This is a genomic window from Luteibacter sp. 9133 (genome assembly GCF_000800155.1).
In the GTDB taxonomy this organism is placed as follows: domain Bacteria; phylum Pseudomonadota; class Gammaproteobacteria; order Xanthomonadales; family Rhodanobacteraceae; genus Luteibacter; species Luteibacter mycovicinus.
On sequence record NZ_JUHO01000001.1, the window covers coordinates 3,336,846 to 3,358,785 of the forward strand.

26 protein-coding genes are annotated in these 21,940 nt (G+C 64.8%); 7 read left to right on the forward strand and 19 right to left on the reverse strand.

Going from position 1 to position 21,940, the window contains the following annotated elements:
- Positions 1-13 precede the first annotated feature (13 nt).
- Positions 14-778, forward strand: coding sequence for a MipA/OmpV family protein (locus FA87_RS14540; protein ID WP_036110915.1), 765 nt, complete (start codon positions 14-16; stop codon positions 776-778).
- Between the two features lie 10 nt (positions 779-788).
- Here FA87_RS14540 and FA87_RS14545 read toward each other — a convergent pair whose 3' ends face one another.
- The 11 genes from FA87_RS14545 to FA87_RS14595 form a co-directional block, all read right to left on the reverse strand.
- The gene (locus tag FA87_RS14545) at positions 789-1,568 is read right to left on the reverse strand and encodes a CPBP family intramembrane glutamic endopeptidase (RefSeq protein ID WP_043695491.1); all 780 of its coding nucleotides are present in this window, start codon (positions 1,566-1,568) and stop codon (positions 789-791) included.
- Between the two features lie 94 nt (positions 1,569-1,662).
- On the reverse strand, positions 1,663-1,977 hold the full coding sequence (locus tag FA87_RS14550; RefSeq protein ID WP_043695494.1) for a non-heme iron oxygenase ferredoxin subunit: 315 nt from the start codon (positions 1,975-1,977) through the stop codon (positions 1,663-1,665).
- Positions 1,974-2,504, reverse strand: a complete 531-nt coding sequence (locus FA87_RS14555) for a GNAT family N-acetyltransferase (protein ID WP_036110910.1) — start codon at positions 2,502-2,504, stop codon at positions 1,974-1,976. Before FA87_RS14555 ends, FA87_RS14550 begins: the two co-directional genes overlap by 4 nt.
- A 32-nt stretch (positions 2,505-2,536) precedes the next feature.
- Positions 2,537-3,784 carry a cysteine desulfurase gene (locus tag FA87_RS14560; RefSeq protein WP_043695497.1) on the reverse strand — a complete coding sequence of 416 codons (1,248 nt, stop codon included), beginning with the start codon at positions 3,782-3,784 and terminating at the stop codon, positions 2,537-2,539.
- Between the two features lie 18 nt (positions 3,785-3,802).
- Positions 3,803-5,128 (reverse strand): Fe-S cluster assembly protein SufD, encoded by a 1,326-nt coding sequence (gene sufD, locus FA87_RS14565; RefSeq protein WP_043695500.1) that lies wholly within the window; start codon positions 5,126-5,128, stop codon positions 3,803-3,805.
- Positions 5,125-5,910 carry a Fe-S cluster assembly ATPase SufC gene (gene sufC, locus FA87_RS14570; protein ID WP_043698219.1) on the reverse strand — a complete coding sequence of 262 codons (786 nt, stop codon included), beginning with the start codon at positions 5,908-5,910 and terminating at the stop codon, positions 5,125-5,127. Before sufC ends, sufD begins: the two co-directional genes overlap by 4 nt.
- A 20-nt stretch (positions 5,911-5,930) precedes the next feature.
- Positions 5,931-6,338, reverse strand: a complete 408-nt coding sequence (locus tag FA87_RS14575) for an ACT domain-containing protein (protein ID WP_036110905.1) — start codon at positions 6,336-6,338, stop codon at positions 5,931-5,933.
- 2 nt (positions 6,339-6,340) lie between these two features.
- Positions 6,341-7,801, reverse strand: coding sequence for a Fe-S cluster assembly protein SufB (gene sufB, locus FA87_RS14580; protein ID WP_043698221.1), 1,461 nt, complete (start codon positions 7,799-7,801; stop codon positions 6,341-6,343).
- A 14-nt stretch (positions 7,802-7,815) separates the two neighbouring features.
- Entirely contained in the window at positions 7,816-8,268 is a 453-nt protein-coding gene (locus tag FA87_RS14585; protein WP_052191368.1) for an SUF system Fe-S cluster assembly regulator, read from the reverse strand.
- A 72-nt stretch (positions 8,269-8,340) separates the two neighbouring features.
- Complete coding sequence (locus tag FA87_RS14590) at positions 8,341-8,550, reverse strand: hypothetical protein (protein WP_036110902.1); 210 nt, start codon at positions 8,548-8,550, stop codon at positions 8,341-8,343.
- Positions 8,551-8,560: 10 nt separating this feature from the next.
- Complete coding sequence (locus tag FA87_RS14595) at positions 8,561-9,394, reverse strand: VacJ family lipoprotein (protein WP_197062421.1); 834 nt, start codon at positions 9,392-9,394, stop codon at positions 8,561-8,563.
- Between the two features lie 166 nt (positions 9,395-9,560).
- Between FA87_RS14595 and FA87_RS14600 the strand changes: the two genes are divergently transcribed.
- From FA87_RS14600 to FA87_RS14615, 4 genes are all read left to right on the forward strand, one after another.
- A complete protein-coding gene (locus FA87_RS14600; RefSeq protein WP_036110900.1) occupies positions 9,561-10,271 on the forward strand; it encodes a response regulator in 711 nt (236 codons plus the stop codon).
- Positions 10,271-11,620, forward strand: a complete 1,350-nt coding sequence (locus FA87_RS14605) for an ATP-binding protein (RefSeq protein ID WP_043695503.1) — start codon at positions 10,271-10,273, stop codon at positions 11,618-11,620. Before FA87_RS14600 ends, FA87_RS14605 begins: the two co-directional genes overlap by 1 nt.
- Positions 11,621-11,786: 166 nt before the next feature.
- Positions 11,787-12,125, forward strand: a complete 339-nt coding sequence (locus FA87_RS14610; RefSeq protein ID WP_036110894.1) for a P-II family nitrogen regulator — start codon at positions 11,787-11,789, stop codon at positions 12,123-12,125.
- Positions 12,115-13,443 carry an ammonium transporter gene (locus FA87_RS14615; RefSeq protein ID WP_043695506.1) on the forward strand — a complete coding sequence of 443 codons (1,329 nt, stop codon included), beginning with the start codon at positions 12,115-12,117 and terminating at the stop codon, positions 13,441-13,443. The genes FA87_RS14610 and FA87_RS14615 overlap by 11 nt, the downstream gene beginning before the upstream one ends.
- A gap of 75 nt (positions 13,444-13,518) precedes the next feature.
- On the opposite strand, the gene FA87_RS14620 is transcribed toward FA87_RS14615, so the two are convergent.
- From FA87_RS14620 to FA87_RS14640, 5 genes are all read right to left on the reverse strand, one after another.
- Entirely contained in the window at positions 13,519-13,743 is a 225-nt protein-coding gene (locus FA87_RS14620) for a hypothetical protein (protein WP_043695509.1), read from the reverse strand.
- A 136-nt stretch (positions 13,744-13,879) separates the two neighbouring features.
- Positions 13,880-15,157 (reverse strand): nucleotide sugar dehydrogenase, encoded by a 1,278-nt coding sequence (locus FA87_RS14625; protein WP_043695512.1) that lies wholly within the window; start codon positions 15,155-15,157, stop codon positions 13,880-13,882.
- A gap of 77 nt (positions 15,158-15,234) precedes the next feature.
- Positions 15,235-15,729: a RidA family protein gene (locus tag FA87_RS14630; RefSeq protein ID WP_043695515.1), complete on the reverse strand. Its 495-nt coding sequence runs from the start codon at positions 15,727-15,729 to the stop codon at positions 15,235-15,237.
- Positions 15,730-15,732: 3 nt separating this feature from the next.
- A complete protein-coding gene (locus FA87_RS14635; protein WP_043695517.1) occupies positions 15,733-16,155 on the reverse strand; it encodes a cytochrome c in 423 nt (140 codons plus the stop codon).
- Positions 16,152-17,753: a flavin monoamine oxidase family protein gene (locus tag FA87_RS14640; protein WP_197062422.1), complete on the reverse strand. Its 1,602-nt coding sequence runs from the start codon at positions 17,751-17,753 to the stop codon at positions 16,152-16,154. Before FA87_RS14640 ends, FA87_RS14635 begins: the two co-directional genes overlap by 4 nt.
- Before the next feature lie 154 nt (positions 17,754-17,907).
- Here FA87_RS14640 and FA87_RS14645 point away from each other — a divergent pair, with 154 nt between their 5' ends.
- Complete coding sequence (locus FA87_RS14645) at positions 17,908-18,921, forward strand: phosphotransferase (protein ID WP_043695522.1); 1,014 nt, start codon at positions 17,908-17,910, stop codon at positions 18,919-18,921.
- Positions 18,918-19,589, forward strand: a complete 672-nt coding sequence (gene murU, locus FA87_RS14650; RefSeq protein WP_043695525.1) for an N-acetylmuramate alpha-1-phosphate uridylyltransferase MurU — start codon at positions 18,918-18,920, stop codon at positions 19,587-19,589. Before FA87_RS14645 ends, murU begins: the two co-directional genes overlap by 4 nt.
- Positions 19,590-19,649: 60 nt before the next feature.
- On the opposite strand, the gene FA87_RS14655 is transcribed toward murU, so the two are convergent.
- The 3 genes from FA87_RS14655 to motA all read right to left on the reverse strand — a co-directional run bounded on the left by FA87_RS14655 (position 19,650) and on the right by motA (position 21,868).
- Entirely contained in the window at positions 19,650-19,877 is a 228-nt protein-coding gene (locus tag FA87_RS14655; RefSeq protein ID WP_036110866.1) for a hypothetical protein, read from the reverse strand.
- A gap of 89 nt (positions 19,878-19,966) precedes the next feature.
- Complete coding sequence (gene motB, locus FA87_RS14660) at positions 19,967-21,007, reverse strand: flagellar motor protein MotB (protein WP_043695528.1); 1,041 nt, start codon at positions 21,005-21,007, stop codon at positions 19,967-19,969.
- Between the two features lie 6 nt (positions 21,008-21,013).
- A complete protein-coding gene (gene motA / locus FA87_RS14665; protein ID WP_036110862.1) occupies positions 21,014-21,868 on the reverse strand; it encodes a flagellar motor stator protein MotA in 855 nt (284 codons plus the stop codon).
- Positions 21,869-21,940 lie beyond the last annotated feature (72 nt).

Here is a 21,940-nt window from a genome sequence, read left to right on the forward strand (position 1 = left end):
ACGGCATCCCCCCATGCGTCGAACCTGTCTCACCCTCCTCGTCACGTTGCTGGCGGCCGCTTCCGCGCATGCGCAGGACGACGACGGCCCGACCTACGCCTTCGGCGCAGGCGTTCAGCGCATGCCCGCGTGGATGGGCTCAAAAGACCGACGCAACCAGCCGATTCCGTACATCGACATCGATTTGCCCGGCAAGGGCGAGCTTTCGACCGCCGATGGCCTGACCATCGATCTGCTGGCCGGCGAGCACTGGCATGGCGGGATCTACGGGAACTGGCTATGGGGACGTACGCATGACGATCTCGGTCCGCTCGGCGGTAAGGTCGCCTCGCTCTCCCCGCGATTCCAGGGCGGCGGATACCTCGAATACGCGTTCGACAAACACTTCAGCGTCGGCGGGCATGTCGCGCACGACACCGATGGTGCCGGCGCTTATGTCGCGCTGTATGCCGACTACCAGCTACCGGATGTCTGGTACATCCAGCACTCGGTCGAACTGCAGGTCGAAGGCATGAACGGGCCGGCGATGCGACGATTCTTCGGTGTCACGCCCTCCGAAGCGGCCGGCATCGGCACGCGATCGTGGCGTCCCGGGGCCGGCGGGCAGTCGGCCAACCTGGAGTACGACGCCTTCATTCCTACGTCGAAACAGACGGGTTTCGCACTGGCGATATCGTATGGACGGCTATTTGGCGATGCGGCGGCGAGTCCGCTGGTGAAGTCGTACGGATCGCCTCGTCAGGTCACCGAAACACTGGCCTTCGTGTATCACTTCTGAGCCTTCAGGCTCATGCCGGATCCGCGTTGAAATCTTCCCGCTCGATCTGTGTCGGGATGGCGAACAACACACCGAACATGACCAGGTGCGCGCCTGCGGACAGGAGTGCCGACCAGCCCGGTGCCAACGTCTCGTACGGCAGGATGTCGCCCACCAGCACATAGGCGAGATTCCAGCCCCAGTGCACGCCGACCGCGAGCCAGAGCGAGCCCGTGCGGGCCACGGCCATCGCATAGGCCAGACCGAAACAGATCAGCCGCAGCCATTCGACCGGACCCTGATCGAGTGTGTACAGGTGATTGAGCGTCTGCAGCAGCGTGGATGCAAGGACGAAAACCCACGGCGCCCACGCCATACGCAGCGCACGGAACAGAAACCCGCGGGTGAGGATGTCGCCTGCCAGCGCCGGCACGAACGTCGCCACGAGCGCCCAGGGAATCGACGACAGGAACGAAACGGCGGCTACGGCAGGTGCCTGCGGTGCCCTGGCCGCATAGACGTTCAGCGCCATGCCGACACAGACAGCGAGGTACTTGGTGAGCAGCGCCAACGCCAGTCCACCGACCAGGAGCACCGGGGCGGTACGGCGCCATTCCAGCGCATACGCGTCATATCCGCGGAACCCCAGCCAGCGGCCGAGCGGCCACGCCGCCAGCACCACGCCCACCGTGAAGGCGGCCTGGACCGGTAAGCTGCCGAGCAGGCGCGCGCCGATGCCTTCAGCGCCCTGGTACAGAACGAACAGGAGCGCGAACGCGATCGCGGCACGCCGACGTTCGTTGAGTGACATGGACCCCCCGGATGATCGGTGACGCAGGGCGGAAGCTTAGGGCCGGAAAGCGTTGCACGCCATAGTCTTTTTGGTTTGCCCTTACGCGTCTCGCTCAGCGGTCGTCGCGGGTCCAGATGGCTGCGTCGGCTTCCGTGACCGGAAAGACGGTGACCGGCTCGTACGCCGGCGGGCAGGTCACCTCGCCGGTGCGCACGTCGAAACGGGCTCCATGGCGAATGCATTCGACCTCGAAGCCGATGACGGGGCCGCCGGCGAGCTCCCCGCCGTCGTGCGTACATACGTCCTCGATGGCATAGAGCTGGCCGTCGATGTTGTATACGGCAATGGCCGTATCGCCGTCCCAGACGACCTTGTGTTCACCCGGCAAAAGCTCGGAGCGGGAGCCGACGCGTACCCAGCCGTTCATGCGCGAAGCTCCTTCACCAGGTATTCGAAACGGAGGTCGTCGCGCTGCGGGACGCCGAAGCGCTCGTCGCCATAGGGGAAGGGCCTGGTCTTGCCGGTACGCACGTAGCCACGTCGCTCGTACCAGGCGATGAGCTCGGCACGGATGTCGATCACGGTCATTTCGATCCGCTCACTGGCCCATTCGTCGCGGGCGAAACGCTCGACTTCTTCGATGACCAGACGGCCGATGCCGGTGCCCTGCGCCGGCGGGTGCACCGAGAACATGCCGAAATAGCAGACCGGGCCCTGGCGCTCGATGTAGCAGGAGGCAAGCACCTGCTCAGCGCGCTCGAACAGCACGAAGCGGCCGTTGGAACCGGTGAGCAGCGCCTCGATCTCGGTCACGTCCGTACGGCGGCCGTGAAGGAAATCGGCTTCGGTGGTCCACCCCGCGCGGCTGGCTTCGCCGCGATAGGCGGACTCGACCAGCGAGGCGATCAGGGCCGCGTCGGCGGGGGTGGCGGTGCGGAAGGTATGGGAGATCATCGCGGGATTGTAATCGCGCGCGGGGCGCGCTCCTACATCAGGAGCTTGCGGACCCTGGCGATCGCCTCGATAAACCCATCCACTTCCGCCTTCGTGTTGTAGAAAGCCAGCGACGCGCGCAACGTGGCCGGCACGCCGAAGAAGTGCATCAGCGGGTGAGCGCAGTGGTGACCTGAGCGCACGGCGACACCCTGCAGATCGAGCAACGTGGCCATGTCGTTGGCATGCGCCCCTTCGATCAGGAACGAGATGACCGGCTCCTTTTCCTTCGCATTGCCGAAGATCCGCACGCCTGGCACGGTTTCCAGTGCGTCGACGGCATAGGCCAGCAAGTCCTGCTCATAGGCCTTCAGACGGTCGAAGCCGATGTTTTCGATGTACTCGATAGCTGCCGTAACGCCCGCAAAACCCGCGATATTCGGCGTACCCGCTTCGAAGCGGTGCGGCGGATCGGCGAACACGGTGCCTTCGAAACGCACCTCGCGGATCATCTCGCCACCGCCGAAAAACGGCGGCATCGCCATCAGGTGCTCGCGCTTCGCCCACAGCGCGCCGGTGCCGGTGGGCGCCAGCATCTTGTGGCCGGTAACCGCGTAGAAATCGCAGCCCAGCGCCTGCACGTCGATCGGACGATGCGGTGCCGCCTGCGAGCCGTCGACCAGCAGCGGGATGCCGCGCTTACGACATTCACGGGCGATCTCGCGGATCGGATTGACCGTGCCCAGCACGTTGGACACATGGGTGACGCAGGCCAGCTTCACCTCGGGGGTGAGCAGGTCGAAAAACTTCTCGAGGATGAGCTCGCCGCTGGCATCGATCGGCGCGGCCTTCACCGTCGCCCCGGTGCGCTCGGCGACCAGCTGCCACGGCACGATGTTGGCGTGATGCTCCATCACCGTGGTGACGATGGCGTCGCCCGGCTTCATGCGCGGCATGGCGTAGCTGTACGCCACCAGGTTGATCGCCTGCGTGGTGCCCGAGGTCAGGATGACTTCGTCGCGCGACGGCGCGTTGATGAAACGTGCGAGTGCGTCGCGTGCCGCCTCGTAAGACGCCGTGGCTTCCTCGCCCAGCGCGTGCACGGAGCGCGACACATTGGCGTTGTGCTCGCGGTAGTGACGATCGACCGCCTCGATCACCGACACCGGCTTCTGCCCGGTGTTGGCGTTGTCGAAATAGATCAGCGGCTTGCCGTGGACGGTGCGCGACAGCAGCGGGAAGTCGGCGCGGATGCGCTCGACGTCGAGCGGCAGAATGGCTGACTCGGGCTTGGCGTTCATGGCTGGCTCCGTACTTCGTTAGCCGGCGGACGGACCGGTCGGCAGATGCGCCACCAGCAGGTCGCCGAGGTGTTCGCGCAGGGCCTCGTTCGGCAGCGATTCCAGTGCCGCGCGGCAGAAAGCCAGCGTCAGCAGGCTGCGCGCCTGGGCGAGCGGGATACCGCGCGAACGGAGATAGAAAAGCGAGCGCTCGTCGAGCTGGCCGATGGTCGCGCCATGCGCGGCCTTGACCTCGTCGGCGTAGATCTCGAGCTCCGGCTTGGTGTCGATCTCGGCCGAGCCAGAGAGCAGAAGGTTCTTGTTGCTGAGCGAGGCATCGCTGCCGTCGGCGCCTTCGGCGACGACGATGGCACCGCGGAATACGCCGCGCGAGCGACCGTTGGCTATACCGCGCCACAAGGCGTCCGACGCCGTATCGCGTGCGTTATGACGGACTTCCAGCTGAGTATCGATATGCTGGCGACCGTCGAGTGCGAACACACCGCGCGAATCGAAGCGTGCGTGGTCGCCCGCCAGTTCGGCCGTGAGTTCATGACGCACCAGAGCACCACCCACTTCCAGCGCATGGACGGTTGCGCTCGCGTTCGCGTCAAGACGGACGTGACCGCGACGTACGAGCGTGGTCGCCGTCGACGCCGCCTGCAGCAGCACCACGCCGAGCCGGGCACTCTCACGAACGACGTAGTCGGCGACGACGGTACCGAGCTGATTGGCTTCACCCGCCGAGACGAACTGCTCGACGATGTCGGCCCGGGAACCCTTCCCTGCCTCCACCAGCACGCGAACGTGCCAGGCCGTGTCGGGCTGACCGCCACTGCAGACATGGACGATATGCAGCGGTTTCGCCACGTCGATGCCATCGGCGATCCGCAGCACCACGCCATCGGTGGCGAATGCGGCATTCAGATGCGCGAATGCGTCGGCGGCACCACGGCGGTAACGGCTGGCCAGCGCGAAGCGAAGCGGTTCCGGCTGCTCCGCCAGGGCGGCCGCCAGCGGCGCGAGCGATACACCGTCAACGCGGTCCAGAGCGGACAGGTCGGCACGGAAGACGCCGTCGACGAAGACGATGCGCGCACTGTCGACACCCGGCAGCGCAAACGACGCCGCATCGATGGCTACGTCGCGCGCCACCGCCGCGTCGGCGACGGCGAACGCACGCTGCGAAAGCGCACGCAGCGGAGTGTACTTCCAGGCCTCGTTGCGCCCTTCCGGCATACCGGCTTCGGCGAACGCCTGCAGGTTGTCGCGGCGCGCGGCATCGAGCCAAGCGATGCCGCTCTCAGGCAGCGCGCTGGCGGCATCCAGCGCCGCCCGCACGAACGGGGACGGCGCCTGGGTCATGCCGGCGCTCCGGTCAGGTCGACCTTGCGCAATTCCGGATGCGTGTCGGCGAGCCAGGCGTAGCCCTGCTCTTCCAGCTTCAGCGCGAGGTTCTTGTCGCCACTCTCGACGATGCGGCCACCGGCCAGCACGTGCACGAAGTCCGGCTCGATGTAGTCGAGCAGGCGCTGGTAGTGCGTCACGACGAGGAAGGAGCGATCCGGCGAACGCAGCGCATTGACGCCTTCGGCGACCTGCTTGAGCGCGTCGATGTCGAGACCCGAATCCGTTTCATCGAGAATCGCCAGCTTCGGCTCGAGCACGGCCATCTGGAAGATCTCGTTGCGCTTCTTCTCGCCACCGGAGAAGCCTTCGTTGACGGCGCGGTGGAGCAGTTCGTCGGAGATCTGCATCACTTTCAGCTTCTCGCGTACCAGCTTGAGGAAGCGCATCGAATCCAGCTCATCCTCACCCCGGAACTTCCGCTGCGCATTGAGCGCGGCACGCAGGAAGTAAGTGTTGTTCACACCCGGGATCTCGACGGGATACTGGAACGCCAGGAACACACCGGTCGCGGCGCGCTCTTCCGGCTCGAGTGCCAGCAGGTCGACACCGTTGAACAGCACCGAGCCTGCGGTCACTTCGTAACCTTCGCGGCCGGCCAGCACGTTGCCGAGCGTGGATTTGCCCGCACCGTTCGGACCCATGATGGCGTGCACTTCGCCGGGCTTCACCTCGAGCGAAAGGCCTTTGAGGATCTCCTTGCCTTCGACGCGGGCATGGAGGTTGTCGATCTTGAGCATGTGCATGGCGTGGCTGTCCATCAGGGCGTGAGGTGCGAGAGCGCATCGAGCGCATCGTCGCGGCGTTCCCAGGGCACGAAGATATGATCGTGCAGGAACGCGGAAACCGGGTTGCAGGGAATGCCGCGCTTTGCCAGCGCGGCGGATACGGCGGCCATCATGCCGACCGCGGTGAGGCTGGACTGCACGCGCAGCGTGATCCGGGCCCAGAGCATGCGTTCGTTGCCCGCGCTGTCCTCGTCGACATCGACGATCAGCGTGGTGCCTTCGGCTTCGCGGAACATCATCAGGGCGTCGGCCATGCGCTCGCGCGCCTTCTCGTGCGAGACGTGAAGGAAGCGCTTGGGAATCGGGTCGATATCCGGATCCAGCGCGGCGAGCAGCGCGCGCAGATCGGTCAGGCCCGGAGCGGAACCGGCGATGCCCATCGTCAGCCCACCGCGCCTTCGAGGGAAACCTCGAGCAGCTTCTTGGCTTCCACGGCGAATTCCATCGGCAGTTCGCGGAAGACCTGCTTGCAGAAGCCGTCGACGATCATCGACACGGCATCTTCTTCACCGATGCCGCGCGACAGGCAGTAGAACAGCTGGTCGTCCGAAATCTTCGAGGTGGTGGCCTCGTGCTCGACGATGGCCGAGGGATTCTTCACTTCCATGTACGGAAAAGTGTGCGCGCCGCACTGCTTGCCGATCAGCAGGGAATCGCACTGCGTGTAATTGCGCGCGCCGTCGGCACCTTTCTCGATCTTTACGAGGCCGCGGTAGCTGTTGGAGCTGCGGCCCGCACTGATGCCCTTGGCGACGATCTTCGACTTGGTACCTTTGCCGATGTGAATCATCTTGGTACCGGTATCGGCCTGCTGGCGATGGTGCGTGAGCGCCACCGAGTAGAACTCGCCCACCGAACGGTCGCCGCGCAGCACGCAGCTCGGGTACTTCCAGGTGATCGCCGAGCCGGTCTCCACCTGGGTCCAGGAGATCTTGGAATCCGCGCCGCGGCAGTCGCCGCGCTTGGTCACGAAGTTGTAGATACCGCCCACGCCGTTCTCGTCGCCGGGATACCAGTTCTGCACGGTGGAGTACTTGATCTGTGCGCGCTCGAGCGCGACCAGTTCGACCACCGCCGCGTGCAGCTGGTTCTCGTCGCGCATGGGCGCGGTACAGCCTTCGAGGTACGAGACATAGGCGTCGTCCTCGACCACGATCAGCGTGCGCTCGAACTGCCCGGTGTTGATCGCGTTGATGCGGAAGTACGTCGACAGCTCCATGGGGCAACGCACGCCCTTGGGAATGAAGACGAAACTGCCGTCGGAGAACACCGCGGAATTGAGCGCCGCGAAATAGTTGTCGGCCGTCGGCACCACGCTGCCCAGGTACTGGCGCACCAGGTCGCCGTGCTCGCGGATGGCCTCGGACATCGAGCAGAAGATCACGCCGGCTTCGGCCAGCTCCTTGCGGAAGGTGGTGCCGACCGATACGGAATCGAACACCGCATCCACGGCTACGCCGGCGAGCTTCGCCCGCTCATGCAACGGGACGCCGAGCTTCTCGTAGGTCTCGAGCAACTTCGGATCGACTTCGTCCAGCGACCTGGGGCCCGCCTTGGGCGCCGAGTAGTAGCTGACCGACTGGTAGTCGATCGGCGCGATGTCGAGCTTGGCCCATTCCGGCTCGGGCATGGTCAGCCAGTGCCGGTAAGCGGACAGCCGCCACTCGGTCATCCACTCCGGTTCGCCCTTGATCGCGGAGAGCTGACGGACGATGTCCTCGCTCAGGCCCGGCGGGAGGCTGTCGGATTCGATATCGGTGACGAAACCGGCTTCGTAGCGGCGGTTGAGCGCCTCCACGACTTCGGCGTTGTCGCGCACGGGGTCTGCCACGTCGCGTGTCATGTTCTCACTCTCGTTCATGCGTTCGCCTGCGCGACGGTGGTCGCGTTCTTCGCCGACGCCATGGAGCGGTCGGCCAGCATCTGGGCCAGGGTCAGGGCGCGCAGCACGCCACCGATCGCCCCGGAAACGGAGCGCCAGCTGTCGCTGACGCCGCACTGGGACTGACGTTCGCACTGGCCCTGGGCCACGCTGCACTCCGTCATCCCGATCGGCCCTTCCATCGCTTCGACGATGTCGGCCAGGCTGATCGCCTCGGCCGGCCGCGCCAGACGGTAGCCGCCGTTGACGCCGCGAAACGATTCCACCAGCCCGGCGTGTCCCAGCAGCTTGAGCAGCTTGGACACCGTGGGCAACTCCAGGCGCGCCTCCTCCGCGATCTGAGCGGTGCTCAGAACGTCGGCAGGATGGGCGGCGATGCAAGTCATCACCACCGTCGCGTAGTCGGTCAATCGGCTGACACGGAGCATGGGGGAAGGGGCACAGTCAATACCGGACCAAAATGGTACTGTTTTCCGGCCTTCGATGCAACGAGGCGTGGCTTAAAAGCCCCTCTCATGCGCCCGGATCGCCCGGATCATGGCAATCAGCCTCGACGTCTCCCCCGCCTCCACCACATCCTCCGCGGTCCGATAGCCGAGTTCGGCGATCGGATCCTCCACGAACCAGGCCCGCCGCCGGGCCCGGTCGGGCTCGACGTGACGGGCCTCAGCGAGCACCCTGGCCGTATCGCTAAGCAGTCGGACGGACATCGTCAGGCCCTCAGGGGTTGACCGGCAATCCCGTGGCGGCTCGCCCCTCGTCTGGCGAGACAGCCTCGCGCACCGCCCCTTCACGCCCATCGGCGACCAGGGCCACGCGGCGTGCGGCCGCACTGTCCCGTAACGCCGCGTAGTAGTCCGGCGACTGCTCCAGCCGGTCGGTCAGTGGCAGCGCACGAGCCCGTCCATCCACGATGCCGCCCACTGTCCTGATCGTATCCAGCGTCTGGACGGTGTCCGAGTTGTCGCCCAGGCGGTCGAACGACATCGTCAGGATGCGACCGACCGAATCGCGGACGTTGGAGGAACCGAAGATCGGCAGCTCCACGGTGTGTCCCGGACCCATGCCCCATACCCCGAAGGTCTGGCCCAGATCCGCGTCATGGTGCGGCATGCCCCAATGGTTGGCCACGTCGAAAAGACCGACCACGCCCACCGTGCTGTTCACGACGAAGCGTCCCGCCGTATTCAGCGAACGAAGCAGGTTGGCCTGAAGCAGGTCGTTGGCGAAAACCAGCGGCTCGCGCATGTTCTGGGCGAAGTTGCGCACGCCGTTGCGAACCGGGCGCGGCAGGTGCGAGTAGCCGCGAGCCACGGGGCGGATCACCGCATGGTCGACCACCTTGTTGAAGGCGAAAACCTTGCGGTTGATCGGCTCATCGTGGCCGGGCTGCGCCGTGGCGTCCGCGCCGGCCTTCTTCACACCGTGCGAGCAGGCCGAGAGGGCAAGTGCCGCGGTTACGGCCATACCCGCCTTCCAGTGCGTCGAACGGCGGTCTCCGTGACGCCTTGCGGCAGGTGAAGCGGACAGGTTGGGACGACGAATAGCGGTCATGAGGCTCTCTCGGCGGGGGACTGACGCCGAGAGTGCGGCGCGTTTACGTATACCGTTTTTCCACTTCGCTTCCGGCGGGAAACAATGTTTCGGGCTGGAAACATATGACACGGCCGGGGACCGAACCGCTATAAATAGCGCCACGCAGTACGGATGCCGGCCTCACATGCAACACCTTCTCATCGTGGATGACGACGAAGAGATCCGCGCGCTTCTGCAGCGGTTCTTCCAGCGTCACGGCTTCGAGACCGACACGGCCGCCTCGGGTGCGGAGATGGACGCGCGTCTCGCAAAAGCGTCGTACGACATGGTCATCCTCGACGTCATGCTCCCCGACGAGGACGGGTTCAGCCTCTGCAAGCGACTGCGGGCCACCGGCCGCACGGCCATCATCATGGTCACAGGCGTCGTCGAGCCGACCGACCGCATTGTCGGCCTCGAACTGGGTGCGGACGATTACGTCACCAAACCGTTCGACGCGCGCGAACTGCTGGCACGCGTCCGCGCCGTCCTCCGCCGCAGCGACGCGCAAGCGGCTGTGCCGCCCACCAGCCACTCACCCATGCTCAGCTTCGCGGGCTGGCGTCTCGACATCGTGCGGCGTGAACTTCGCTCGTCGGATTTCACACTCACACCGCTGTCCGGTGGCGAGTTCGAATTGCTCGTCGTCTTCGCCCAGCACCCGCAACGCATCCTCACCCGCGAGCAGCTGATCGACATGTCGCGCGGGCCGACACACGAGGCCTTCGACCGCAGCATCGACGTGCAGGTCAGTCGTCTTCGCCGCAAGATCGAGGAAGATCCCGGCGATCCGGAAATCATCCGCACCGTGCGCAACGTCGGCTACATGTTCAACGCGCGCGTGGAGCGACTGTGATGCGCGGGCGGCGCTGGTCCGCCGACACGATCGGACGCTGGTTCGCGATCAACATCGTCGTCACCGTGATCATCGCGGCCGCCATGAACGCTACCTTCGCCGCCTTCGCCGGGGTGTGGGCCAGGCCAGGCATCGAAGAAAGCGGCGTGGTGGACGAAGCCGTGGCCGTGGCCCGCACCCTCGACGGGTCGCCTCGCGCCTGGCGCTCCAGGCTGGCCGCCGCGGCAAGCAACGACGGCTATCAGGCACGCTGGTACCCGGACGACGACGCCCTGCCCGTCCCGATCGCCAATGCGACCTTCCACGCCGGCCGTGCGAAGGTACGCGCCCTCCTCGACCGGCCATCCGCACGCGTACTCGCCTACGAGCCGGGCGACCTCGACCGCCAGGGTCGCGCTGAAACCACCTACGGTCTCGCCATCGCGCTATCGGACGGCTCGTGGGTCCACTTCATGACGCCCGAGCGAAGCTGGGGTCTGCACGCATCGACGCGCAACCTGCTGACACTGGGCTTCGCGTTGATCTGCAGCTTGTTTGTCGCCGCGCTCGCCAGCCGCCGGCTCGCACGTCCGATGGAGCGTTTCGCCCGGCAGGCGCAGCGCTTCGGCGCAGACGTGAACGCACCGCCCATGGAGGCCACCGGCCCCGTGGAAATCCGGCTCGCCGGACAGGCGTTCAACGAGATGCAGGCGCGTGTGCAGCGCTATGTCGAGGATCGAACGACCATGCTGGCAGCCATCTCGCACGACCTCCGCGCACCGCTGACCCGCATGCGTCTGCGCGGCGAGTTCATCGAGGATGAAGAACAGCAGCGCAAGCTGTTCCGCGATGTCGACGAGATGCAGACGATGGTGGATGCATCGCTCAATTTCTTCCGCGACGACAGTCAGCATGAGCCGTCGACGCGATTCAATCTGTCGGAGCTGGTGAATACGGTGCTCGACGACTTCCGCGACGCCGGCCACGACGTGAGCTTTGAGTCGTCGGAAAGCGTGGCTTATGTCGGCCGCCCGCTCACGCTGCGTCGCGCCGTCGCCAATCTCGTCGACAACGCCGTCAAATACGGCGGACGCGCGATCGTACGATTGTCGTCGAACGACGAATGGGTCGAGATAGCCGTCGAGGACGACGGCCCGGGCATCCCCCGGCATCTGCACGAGGAAGTCTTCAAACCCTTTTTTCGCATCGAGAGTTCACGCAACCGACAGACCGGCGGCGTCGGCCTGGGATTGCCGGCCGTACGGTCGGCGGTGCGCGGGCACGGTGGAGACATCGCACTGGAGCAGGGAACGCAGGGCGGACTGAAGGCCCGCGTCAGGCTGCCTGTGCTGGACGCTCAGATGCCATAAGGCACCCATCTGGTGCAAATCACTTCCCCCGATTGAGGCAAAGCGTTTCGACTGTGACCTCCCATGTGACTGAATGGGCTGCGGCCCAACGGGTTGGCGGTTCGATTCAAGCTGGCACGCATCCTGCTCTTCTCTCCCCAGCCAAACCAAAGGGGAACCGCGGCACATGAAGTGGATCAACGCCATCATCAAGCCGTTTACGCTGGACGACGTCCGCGAAGCGCTCGCCGAGGTCGGCGTACAGGGCATGACTGTCACGGAGGTCAAAGGCTTCGGCCGCCAGCACGGCCACACCGAACTCTACCGCGGCGCCGAATACGTCGTGGACTTCCTGCCCAAGCTGAAGATCGAGATCGCCGTCACCGACGAGCAGCTCGAGCGCGCCGTCGAGGCCATCAGCACCGCGGCACGCACGGGAAAGATCGGCGACGGCAAGATCTTCGTCATCGACCTCGAGCAGGCCATCCGTATCCGCACGCAGGAGGTCGACGGCGATGCGCTTTAAGCTCCCACGCGCGCTCGCCGCGAGCGCCCTCCTTCTTCCCGGCCTGGCCTTTGCGCAGGCCGCCGCCGCACCGGCGAAGCTCGACTCCGGCGATACCGCCTGGATGCTCACGGCGACGATGCTGGTGCTGCTGATGACCATCCCCGGCCTCGCCCTGTTCTACGGCGGCATGGTCCGTGCGAAGAACCTGCTCTCGGTTCTGATGCAGTGCTTCGCCATCACGGCGCTGGTCACCGTGCTCTGGGTCGTCTATGGCTACTCCGTGGCCTTCGACAACTCGGGCATGGCGGCGGGCTCCACGAACATCCACTCCTTCATCGGCGGCTTCGGCCACGCGATGCTGGCGGGGCTCAAGCCGGACGGTCTGTACCTCACGATCCCCGAAGGGGTTTTCGTGATGTTCCAGATGACATTCGCGATCATCACTCCCGCGCTCATCGTCGGCGCGATCGCCGAGCGCATGAAGTTCTCCGCGCTGCTGGTCTTCACCGCCCTGTGGTTCACGCTGGTCTATCTGCCGGTCGCGCACATGGTCTGGGGTGGCCCCGGTTCGTTCCTCGGCGACCTCGGCGTGCTCGACTTCGCCGGTGGCACGGTGGTCCACATCAACGCGGGTATCGCCGGTCTCGTCGGCTGCCTGGTGATCGGCAAGCGCCGCGGTTACCCGAACACGCCCATGCCGCCGCACAACCTCGGCTACACCCTGATCGGCGCGAGCATGCTCTGGCTGGGCTGGTTCGGCTTCAACGCCGGCTCGGCTGTCGCGGCTAACGGCAGCGCGGGCATGGCGATGCTGGTGACGCAGATCGCCACCGCCGCCGCGGCGATCGGCTGGACCGCGATCGAATGGCTGACCCATCGCCGTCCAAGCGTGCTGGGTATCGCCTCGGGTGCCGTGGCCGGCCTCGTCGCCATCACGCCCGCCGCCGGTACGTGCGGTCCGGGTGGCGCGCTGGTACTCGGTCTCGTCGCCGGCGTGGTGTGTTTCTTCTGCGCGACCAGGCTGAAGCGTAAGTTCGGCTACGACGATTCGCTGGACGTATTCGGCGTGCATGCCATCGCCGGCATCATCGGTGCGCTGCTTACCGGTCCGCTGGCGGCGCCGGTGCTGGGTGGCTTCGGCACGGTCACCGACCTCGGTGGCCAGTTCTGGATCCAGTGCAAGGGCGTCGGCTTCACCGTCGTCTACAGCGCGGTGTTGAGCTATGTCATCTTCAAGGGCATCGCCGTGACGATGGGTCTGCGCGTGGATGAAGAACAGGAACAGGTGGGCCTGGACATCGCGCTGCACGAGGAGCGTGGTTACAACCTCTCCTGAGCGGTTCTGTCCGTCCGGTGGATGAAGAAAGGCCAGGCAATCGCCTGGCCTTTCCATTTCCACATCCGTGAGCGATCAGTTCACCCAGTGGCAGCGACGCTCGGTGTGATAGTGGTGATGATGATCGTACACGCGTACCGGCTTGCAGACCTGGTGGCGATGATGCGCCGGGCGATGCGGCGGAACCGGATGATGGTCATAAGCGTTGGCGGCCAGAGGCGCCATGAAGGCGGCAGCCATCACGAGAATGCCGAGGGCCCGCGAACGCTTGCGGTTGGTGCTTCCGGTGGTGAGCGTCATGTTGCGTTCCTGTTCCAGTGGGCGGGAACACAACGTCGCCGTTCCGGCTGAGCGAGTCAATACGTTCGTAAAAACTGCCATGACGGCATTCAGCAAGGTTGATGCGAAGCGAAGAACCGCAAGTTCTTTCGCTCACTCACAGGCGCCCGTCGACGCTGTTCTGAGGCAGCACGGACTTCACGTCGTACACCACCGCACCCACCTTACCGAACGCGCGAATCTTCTCCGGACCGAACGCACGGAACTCGTCATGCGCCACGGCGACGATGACCGCATCGTACACGCCCTCTTCGATCGCCTCGATCGTACGCACGCCGTATTCGCGGGCGCACTCTTCGTTATCGACCCACGGATCGTAGACATCGACCCGGGCCATCGACTGCTCCAGATCGCGAACGATGTCGATCACCCGCGTATTGCGCAGGTCCGGGCAGTTTTCCTTGAAGGCGAACCCCAGCACCAGCACACGTGCATCGACAATGTGCAGGCGCCGCTCGCTCATCAGGCGGATGACGCGGTCGGCCACGTATGTGCCCATGCGGCTGTTGATCCGCCGCGCGGCGAGGATCAGTTCCGGGTGATATCCCGTGACCTCCGCCTTGTGCGTGAGGTAGTACGGGTCGACGCCGATGCAATGCCCGCCGACCAGACCCGGACGAAACGGCAGGAAGTTCCACTTCGTCCCCGCCGCCTCGAGCACTTCGCCCGTGTCGATGCCCAGACGATTGAAGATCAGGGCGAGTTCGTTGACCAGCGCGATGTTGACGTCGCGCTGCACGTTCTCGATCACCTTGGCCGCTTCCGCGATGCGTACCGACGAGGTCTTGTGCGTGCCGGCGGTGATGATCGTGCGGTACAGCGCATCCACGCGGTCGGCGGCTTCCGGCGTCGAGCCCGAGGTGAGCTTGCGGATATCCACCACACGACGGGCGTGGTCGCCGGGATTGATGCGCTCGGGGCTGTAGCCGCAGTGAAAGTCCACGTTGAAGGTGAGCCCGGAACCCTCCTCCAGAATCGGCACGCAGATTTCTTCGGTCGTACCCGGATAGACGGTGGATTCGAAGATGACCAGGTCGCCTCGCGTGAGCAGTCCACCGAGCATGCGGCAGGCTTTCTCCAGCGGCTCGAGGTCCGGCCGCTGCGCCTCGTCGATCGGCGTGGGCACGGTGACGATATAGACGTTGCGGTCGGCCAGATCGTTCACGTCACCGGTATAGCGGAGCCGCGCGGCGGCGCTCAGGGCTTCGCCGGTGACTTCCAGGGTGTGGTCGTGGCCAGCGCGCAGCTCGGCGAGGCGTGCCGGTGCGATGTCGAAACCGAGGGTATCGAAGTGCCGGCCGAATTCGACGGCAAGCGGCAGTCCAACGTAACCGAGACCGATGATGCCGATCCGCGGATCAGGAGTAAGAGCCATGAGGCGCCCGGGCTTCCAAAAGAAACGAAGCGTACACGGCGGAGCGGCGGCTTAGTACCACCGCCCCGTCAGGTGCGTCACGGACGAACGGCGGTGACCTCGATTTCGACAAGGAAACTGGGGTTGGCGAGGGCCGCCACCTGCACCGCCGAACGCGACGGCAGGTTGGGCTGGGCCGCCGTGCCGAAGAACTGCGTGTAGCCCGCCATGAAACCGGTGAAGTCCATCTTGCCGCCCTTGGCCGGGTCACCGACCAGGAACGCCTGCATCTTGACCACGTCGCCCATGGTCAGGCCCATGCCCTTGAGCTGCTTCTCGATCGAGGTCAGCACGCCCACCGTCTGCGTCTTGGTGTCGCCATAGGCCTGCGGGCTGTCCTTGGGCGCGCTCGCGTCGGCGACCGGCGCCACCGCGCCGCTGAGGAAGACCAGCGTCTTGCCCGCCGGGATCTCCACGGCGGCCGAAATCGGAAAGGTGCTGTTGGGGATCTTGTGCCGGACCACGTCGGCGGCGAAAGCGGGCGTCGTGGCAAGAAGGGCCAGGATCGGCAGGAAACGGCTTGTCTTGGTCATGCGTCAGTCTTCCTCGGAGTTGTCGGCGGGTGGACGGAATGGCTTCACGTCTTCCGGCTTAAGGGTATCGGCGTAGTGATTGCCGAAGTGCGTGCGCACGTAGTTGACCACGTCGGCGACCTGGGCGTCCGACAGCTGCTTCCCGAACGCGGGCATGCCACCTCGCCCGTTCACGACCATAACGGTGGGATACGCGGCGGCGGCGAGTTTCGGATTGTCAGCCAGCGCCGGGTAGTGCCCGGCACCGACCGCGCCCTTGCCGTCGGGCATGTGGCAGCCCTGGCAGATGTGCGTGAAGATCTGCTGACCGGTGACGTGCGAGATGTCTTTCGCATCGAGAAAATCGGCATCGGTCGTCTGCGCTGCCTGCGCGATACCGGCGGACAACAAGGCCGCGACGGCGGTGGTCAGAGCGAAGCCTCTCATGCGCGACCTCCCGCCATCGCCTTGCGATGCAGCTGATCGATGGCCGAGAGCGACGACAGGATCGCGCCCTCCTGCCAGGCAGGAAGATAGGACGCGTGCTCACCGGCGAGCACGATGCGACCGTCGAGCGAACAGAGATCGGCGAAGTGCTTTTCGCGCGTCGCGTCGGTCCAGCCGCCAAAGCAGCCGAGCGTGAACGGCACCCGGTGCCAGGCGACCGACATGCCGTTCTCGAATGACGTCTTGTACTGCGGATGGATCTGCGAGCCGTACTCGACGGCCTTGCGGATACGCGCGGCGGGATCGAGCGCGGTGAATTCGAAGGCCTCCATCGCGAACGTATACGAGCCGAGCAGCACGCCCTTCTTCGTGCCGATGCCATGGCTCGGATAGGAAATCATGCCGATCGGCGTGTCGGTGACACTGATGCCGCCGTAGATCGCCTCGTCCTCTTCCCAGAATCGACGATCGAACTGCAGACCGATCTTCGACGACGACCAGTACGGCACGGCCGAGATGGCGGCGGCCTTGGCCGGCGATACCTGCACGGGAATCTGACTGAGGATCGACAAAGGAATCGTGCACACGCACCAGTCCGCTTTCGCCTGACGGGGCTGACCGGGCTTCCGCGCATCCTCGTAGGTCACGGTGACGCCGTGCTCGTCCTGAGCGATGGCGGTGACCCTGGCGTTGTACTCGATGTGCTCGCCGACGCGCTGCGTAAAGGCCTTGCCGATCGCATCCATGCCGCCGACCGGCTGCATCATCGTCGTCTGGTATTCGTACTGCGCATTCATCCCCAGACCGGCCCAGAGCTTTGCCTGAAGCACTTCGGAGAGGCCATTGGGTGTCGAAAACTCAGGCTTGCCGTCGACACCACCACCGGCGTGCTTCGCGTAACCGCGATGCTCGCTGCTCGCACGGCCGGCGACGTAACGGAAGTCCTTGTCGAGGCCGCCGAACTCACGCATGGCCTCGAGCAGGATCTCGCGATCCTCCTTCGTTACCATGTCGTCCAGGCGCCCTTTCCCGGTCGCCTTGGCAAGCAGCTCGGCGATGCCGCCGTGCAGGTCGGCCTGGACTTCGCGCAGCCGTTGCGGCTTGCCGCCGTAGGCTTTCGTACTGTGCAGATAAGCGTTGTGATTCACCTGCACGAATGGTTCGAGCGCAACGCCGAACTGTCGGCAGTAGTCGAGCACGCCATGGTGATGGTAGGGAATGCGCCAGGGACCGGGATTGAAGTACTGGTCCTTGTCGAACCCGCAGGTCTGCATATGGCCACCCAGTTCGGTGTAGACATCACCGCCGCGGATCGTCCAGTTACGACCGCCCGCACGTCCGTTGTACTCGAGCACCTGAACCTTGTAGCCCGCCTTGCCCAGCTCGTATGCCGCCACCAGGCCCGCGAGTCCGGCACCGAGAATCAGCACCGTCCCCTTGCCCGAACCCTGCAGTGGCGAAGGTCGCCGATACGGCGATTCCTTCGCAAAACCCAGCTGAGTCATGGACTGGTACATCAGTGCGCCGCCCCCGGCCACACCGATCATTCGCAAGAGATCTCGCCGCGTCATGGACGTCGGCCGACAGTCACCTTCCATCAAGTTTCACCCCCGAGCAGGAACCCCGTTCACGCAGAATAACCACATGTTGCGACGCACAACAACTGGTCAAACGTCACGCACCAATGCGGTGCAATGACACGTGTGCACAAAGGCTCTAAGCTGCCCGCACAGTCCACTGCAAAGATCATCCATGACCGTCTCCGATGACCGTTCCGCAGCCCGCCTTACCTGGGCGCGCCACGTTACCGGCCAAGCCACGCTCGTGCTCGAACCCGCTTCCGCCGATGCCAGCTTTCGCAGTTACTGGCGCGGTTATGTCGACGGACAACCGGTGATCGTGATGGACTCCCCACCGGAAAAAGAGAACCCCGCACCATGGGTGGAGATCGGTAAACGTCTTGCCGACGCGGGCCTGCACGTGCCCACGGTGATGGTCGCGGACCTCGCGCAAGGCTTCCTGCTCATCGAAGATCTCGGCACGCGTACGTATCTGCCCGAACTCGGCGACGCGACCGTCGACGCGCTCTACGGGGATGCGCTGGACGCACTGCTCCGCATGCAGTCGCATGTCGATACATCGGGACTGCCGTCGTTCGATCACGCGTGGCAGACGATGGAAATGGAAATCATGCCGACGTGGCTGCTCGAGCGGCACCTGGGTGTCACGCTGGCCTGTGAGGAATGGGACGTCGTCGAGGGAGCCTTCACCGCGATCCTGCGCACGCTGGCCGAACAGCCTCGCGCATTCATGCATCGGGACTATCACAGCCGTAACCTGCTGGTCACCACGGAACGCTCGCCCGGCATTATCGATTTTCAGGGCGCCATGTCCGGGCCGATCACCTACGACCTGGCATCGCTGCTGCGCGATGCCTACATCGTCTGGGACAACGAACGCGTGGAGGGCTGGGTCGAGGCGTACCGCCTTCGTCTGCTCGATGCTCGCCTGCTCGATGAGACCGTCGACACCGATCGCTTCCGCCGCTGGTTCGATCTCGCCGGACTGCAGCGCCACATCAAGATCCTGGGCCTGTTCTGCCGCCTCTGCTACCGCGATGGCAAACCGGGCTATCTCGACGACCTGCCCCGCGTCCTGCGCTACGTGCTGGACACCGCACGCCGACATGCGGATGTCGCTCCCCTCGCAGACCTGATCGAAGCGAAGATCGGCGGACGTGACCTGCGTCAGGCGAATCCCGCGTGAGGCACGCACTCATCCTCGCCGCCGGCCTCGGCGAGCGCATGCGGCCACTGACCGATCACACGCCGAAGCCCCTGCTCGACGTACATGGCAAACCGCTGATCGTGCACCATATCGAGAAGCTGGCGGCGGCGGATGTCCGCTACATCGTGATCAACACCTCCCATCTGGCGGATCGATTCCCCGAGGCACTCGGCGACGGTTCACGGTGGGGCGTGCGGCTTCGCTATTCGTATGAAGGCCCGACGCCGCTGGAGACTGGCGGTGGCATGCTCAAAGCGCTGCCCTTACTCGGCACCGCGCCGTTTATCGTCGTCAGTGCGGATATCTGGAGCGATATCGACTACGCGGCATTGCCGGCCGAACCGGAAGGCGTCGCGCATCTGGTGATGGTGCCCAACCCGGACTTCCATCCGGCGGGCGATTTCGCCCTCGGGGATGGACGTCTATATGACGATGACGCGCCCGCGTCGGCGCAGCGCCTGACGTTCGGTAACGTAGGTGTCTACCGGCGGGAGATCGTCGAAGACGAGACACCGGGCAGGTTCAAACTGCTTCCGATGTACCGGCGCGCGATCGCACAGGGACGCCTTTCTGGCGAAAAATTCGAGGGATTCTGGCGAAATGTCGGCACACCGGCGCAACTCGACGAACTGCGCACGCTACGTTGACCGACCGACGATGCCGGCGAACGAAGAGGGCCATCGCCACCCTCTTCGTCGCGGACGACGTTATTGAACGGTGACGGTGTTCAGTTCACGCAATCGCTCGTGACCCATCGCGAACGCCTGATTGAAGGCGCTGGTGATATCGACGAAGTCATGCGTGCCGGTATTGGCTTCTATTTCTTCACCGACGTGATCGAGAATCCGGTAGCTCGCGCGGTAGACCTGCTCACCGCCGATGCCATTGTGTTTCACCGCTTTCGCAACCACTCGGAACTTGCTCTGGTTTTCCACTGCAACTCCTCCCCCCTGTCACGTCTCCGATACTGACCGGGGAAGATGACTGTTGCAAGTGACTTCGGTTTCGTCCCGAAGGCACCCGGTCAACCGCCTGGCGCAGCCGGCGCCGCCGCAGGCGCAGGCGCGACGTTGCCCGCGACCGCTGCCTGCGGTGCCGGCGGCGCCGCAGCGGCAGCGCCGCCGGCGGTGTGCTCTTCCTCGGCCGAGTGCAGCGTCGCCGCCTGCGGCAGTGTGGCTGGCGGCACCGATGCGACCTCAGGCGACAGCGCGGCCTTGGCCGCGTCATGCGTCATGACCACGATGCTGATGCGCCGGTTGATCGGCGAGGACGGATCGTTCTTGTCGAACGGCACGGATGCCGCGAGGCCGACGACACGCGCTACCTTGTCGGCCTGCATACCGCCATCCGTGAGCGTGCGACGCGCGGCATTGGCACGGTCGGCCGAAAGCTCCCAGTTACCGTAAGCCTGACTCGCGCGCACGTAAGGCGAATTATCCGTGTGGCCGGAGATGCTGATCTGGTTCGGCACCTGGTTCACGAAGCCGGCCAGTTCGTGCAGGATCTGCACGGTGTACGGTTTCAGCGCACCGCTGCCCGTGTCGAACATCGGTCGATTCTGTTTGTCGACGATCTGAATGCGCAGGCCTTCCGACGTGATATCGAGCAACAGCTGGTCCTTGTACGGGGCCATCGCCTGACTCCTGGCGATCGCCTCGTTGAGGTCCTTCATCAGCTGTTCGAGGCGGCGCTTTTCCTGCGCTTTCGCCAGCTTCTCGGCGTCGGCGGCCGTGGCCGGCCTGGCGAACGCCTGCTGGTCACCCGGACCCTTGGGCAGGTCCATCGCGCCACCGAGCTTGATCATGCTGGTGCTGGCGCCGCCGGGCCCCATCTTGCCCGACGGCGCCATGGTGGACTGCCCCGCCGTCATGCTCGGATTCTTGAAGTATTCCGAGATGGCGGCACGCTGCTGTTTCGTCCCCGCACCGACGAGCCACATCACGAGGAAGAAGGCCATCATCGCGGTCACGAAGTCCGCGTACGCGACCTTCCACGCTCCACCGTGGTGGCCGTGGCCGCCCGCCTTTTTCTTGCGGACAATGATGACCTGCTTCAACTCGCTCATCGGGACTTACCGTGCGGCCTTCAGGTGCGCTTCCAGATCCTGGAAGGTCGGACGGGTGCCGGACTGCAGCGACTTGCGGGCGAACTCCACCGAGACCATCGGGTTGTAACCGCGAAGGTTGGCGAGCAGCGCCACCTTGACGCACTCGAACGCCTTGCCATCGGTGTTGACGCGCGCTTCCATCGCCGCCGCCAGCGGGCCGATGAAGCCATAGCACAGCAGGATGCCGAGGAACGTGCCCACCAGCGCGCCGGCGATATGCTCACCGATAACCGCCGCGTCGCCGTCGATCGACTTCATGGTGATGACGATGCCGAGCACCGCCGCCACGATACCGAAGCCAGGCAGCGCATCGGCCATTTTCTGCACGGCATGCGCCGGAGCGGCCGCTTCGTGATGATGCGTCTCCAGCTCGACGTCGAGCAGTTGCTCGAGTTCGTGCGGATCCATGCTGCCGCCGACGATGAGGCGCAGGCAGTCGGTGATGAAGTCGATGAGGTGATGTTCCGCGATGAGACGCGGATAGGCCGAGAACAGCGAACTGTTCGCCGGATCCTCGATATGCGCTTCCATGCCGAGCTGCCCTTCCTTACGCATCTTGATGAAGATGTCGTAGAGCAGCGACAGCAGATCGACATAGTCCTGACGGCGGTACTTCGGGCCCTTGAGCAGCGCGATGCCGTCACGGACCGAACCCTTGACGATGTCCATCGAGTTGGCGCTGATGAAGGCGCCGATGGCGCCGCCGAAGATGATGAGCAGTTCGTACGGCTGCCAGAGCGCACCGATCGAGCCGTGTGAAAGAACGTAGCCGCCCAGTACGGAGACGAGGACGACGATGGACCCGATAATGACCAGCATGACTTGCTTCCTCCTAACCCTGTGCGTATCGGCCGGACCGGCCGATAGTTGAGGAATTCCGTCACAATTACC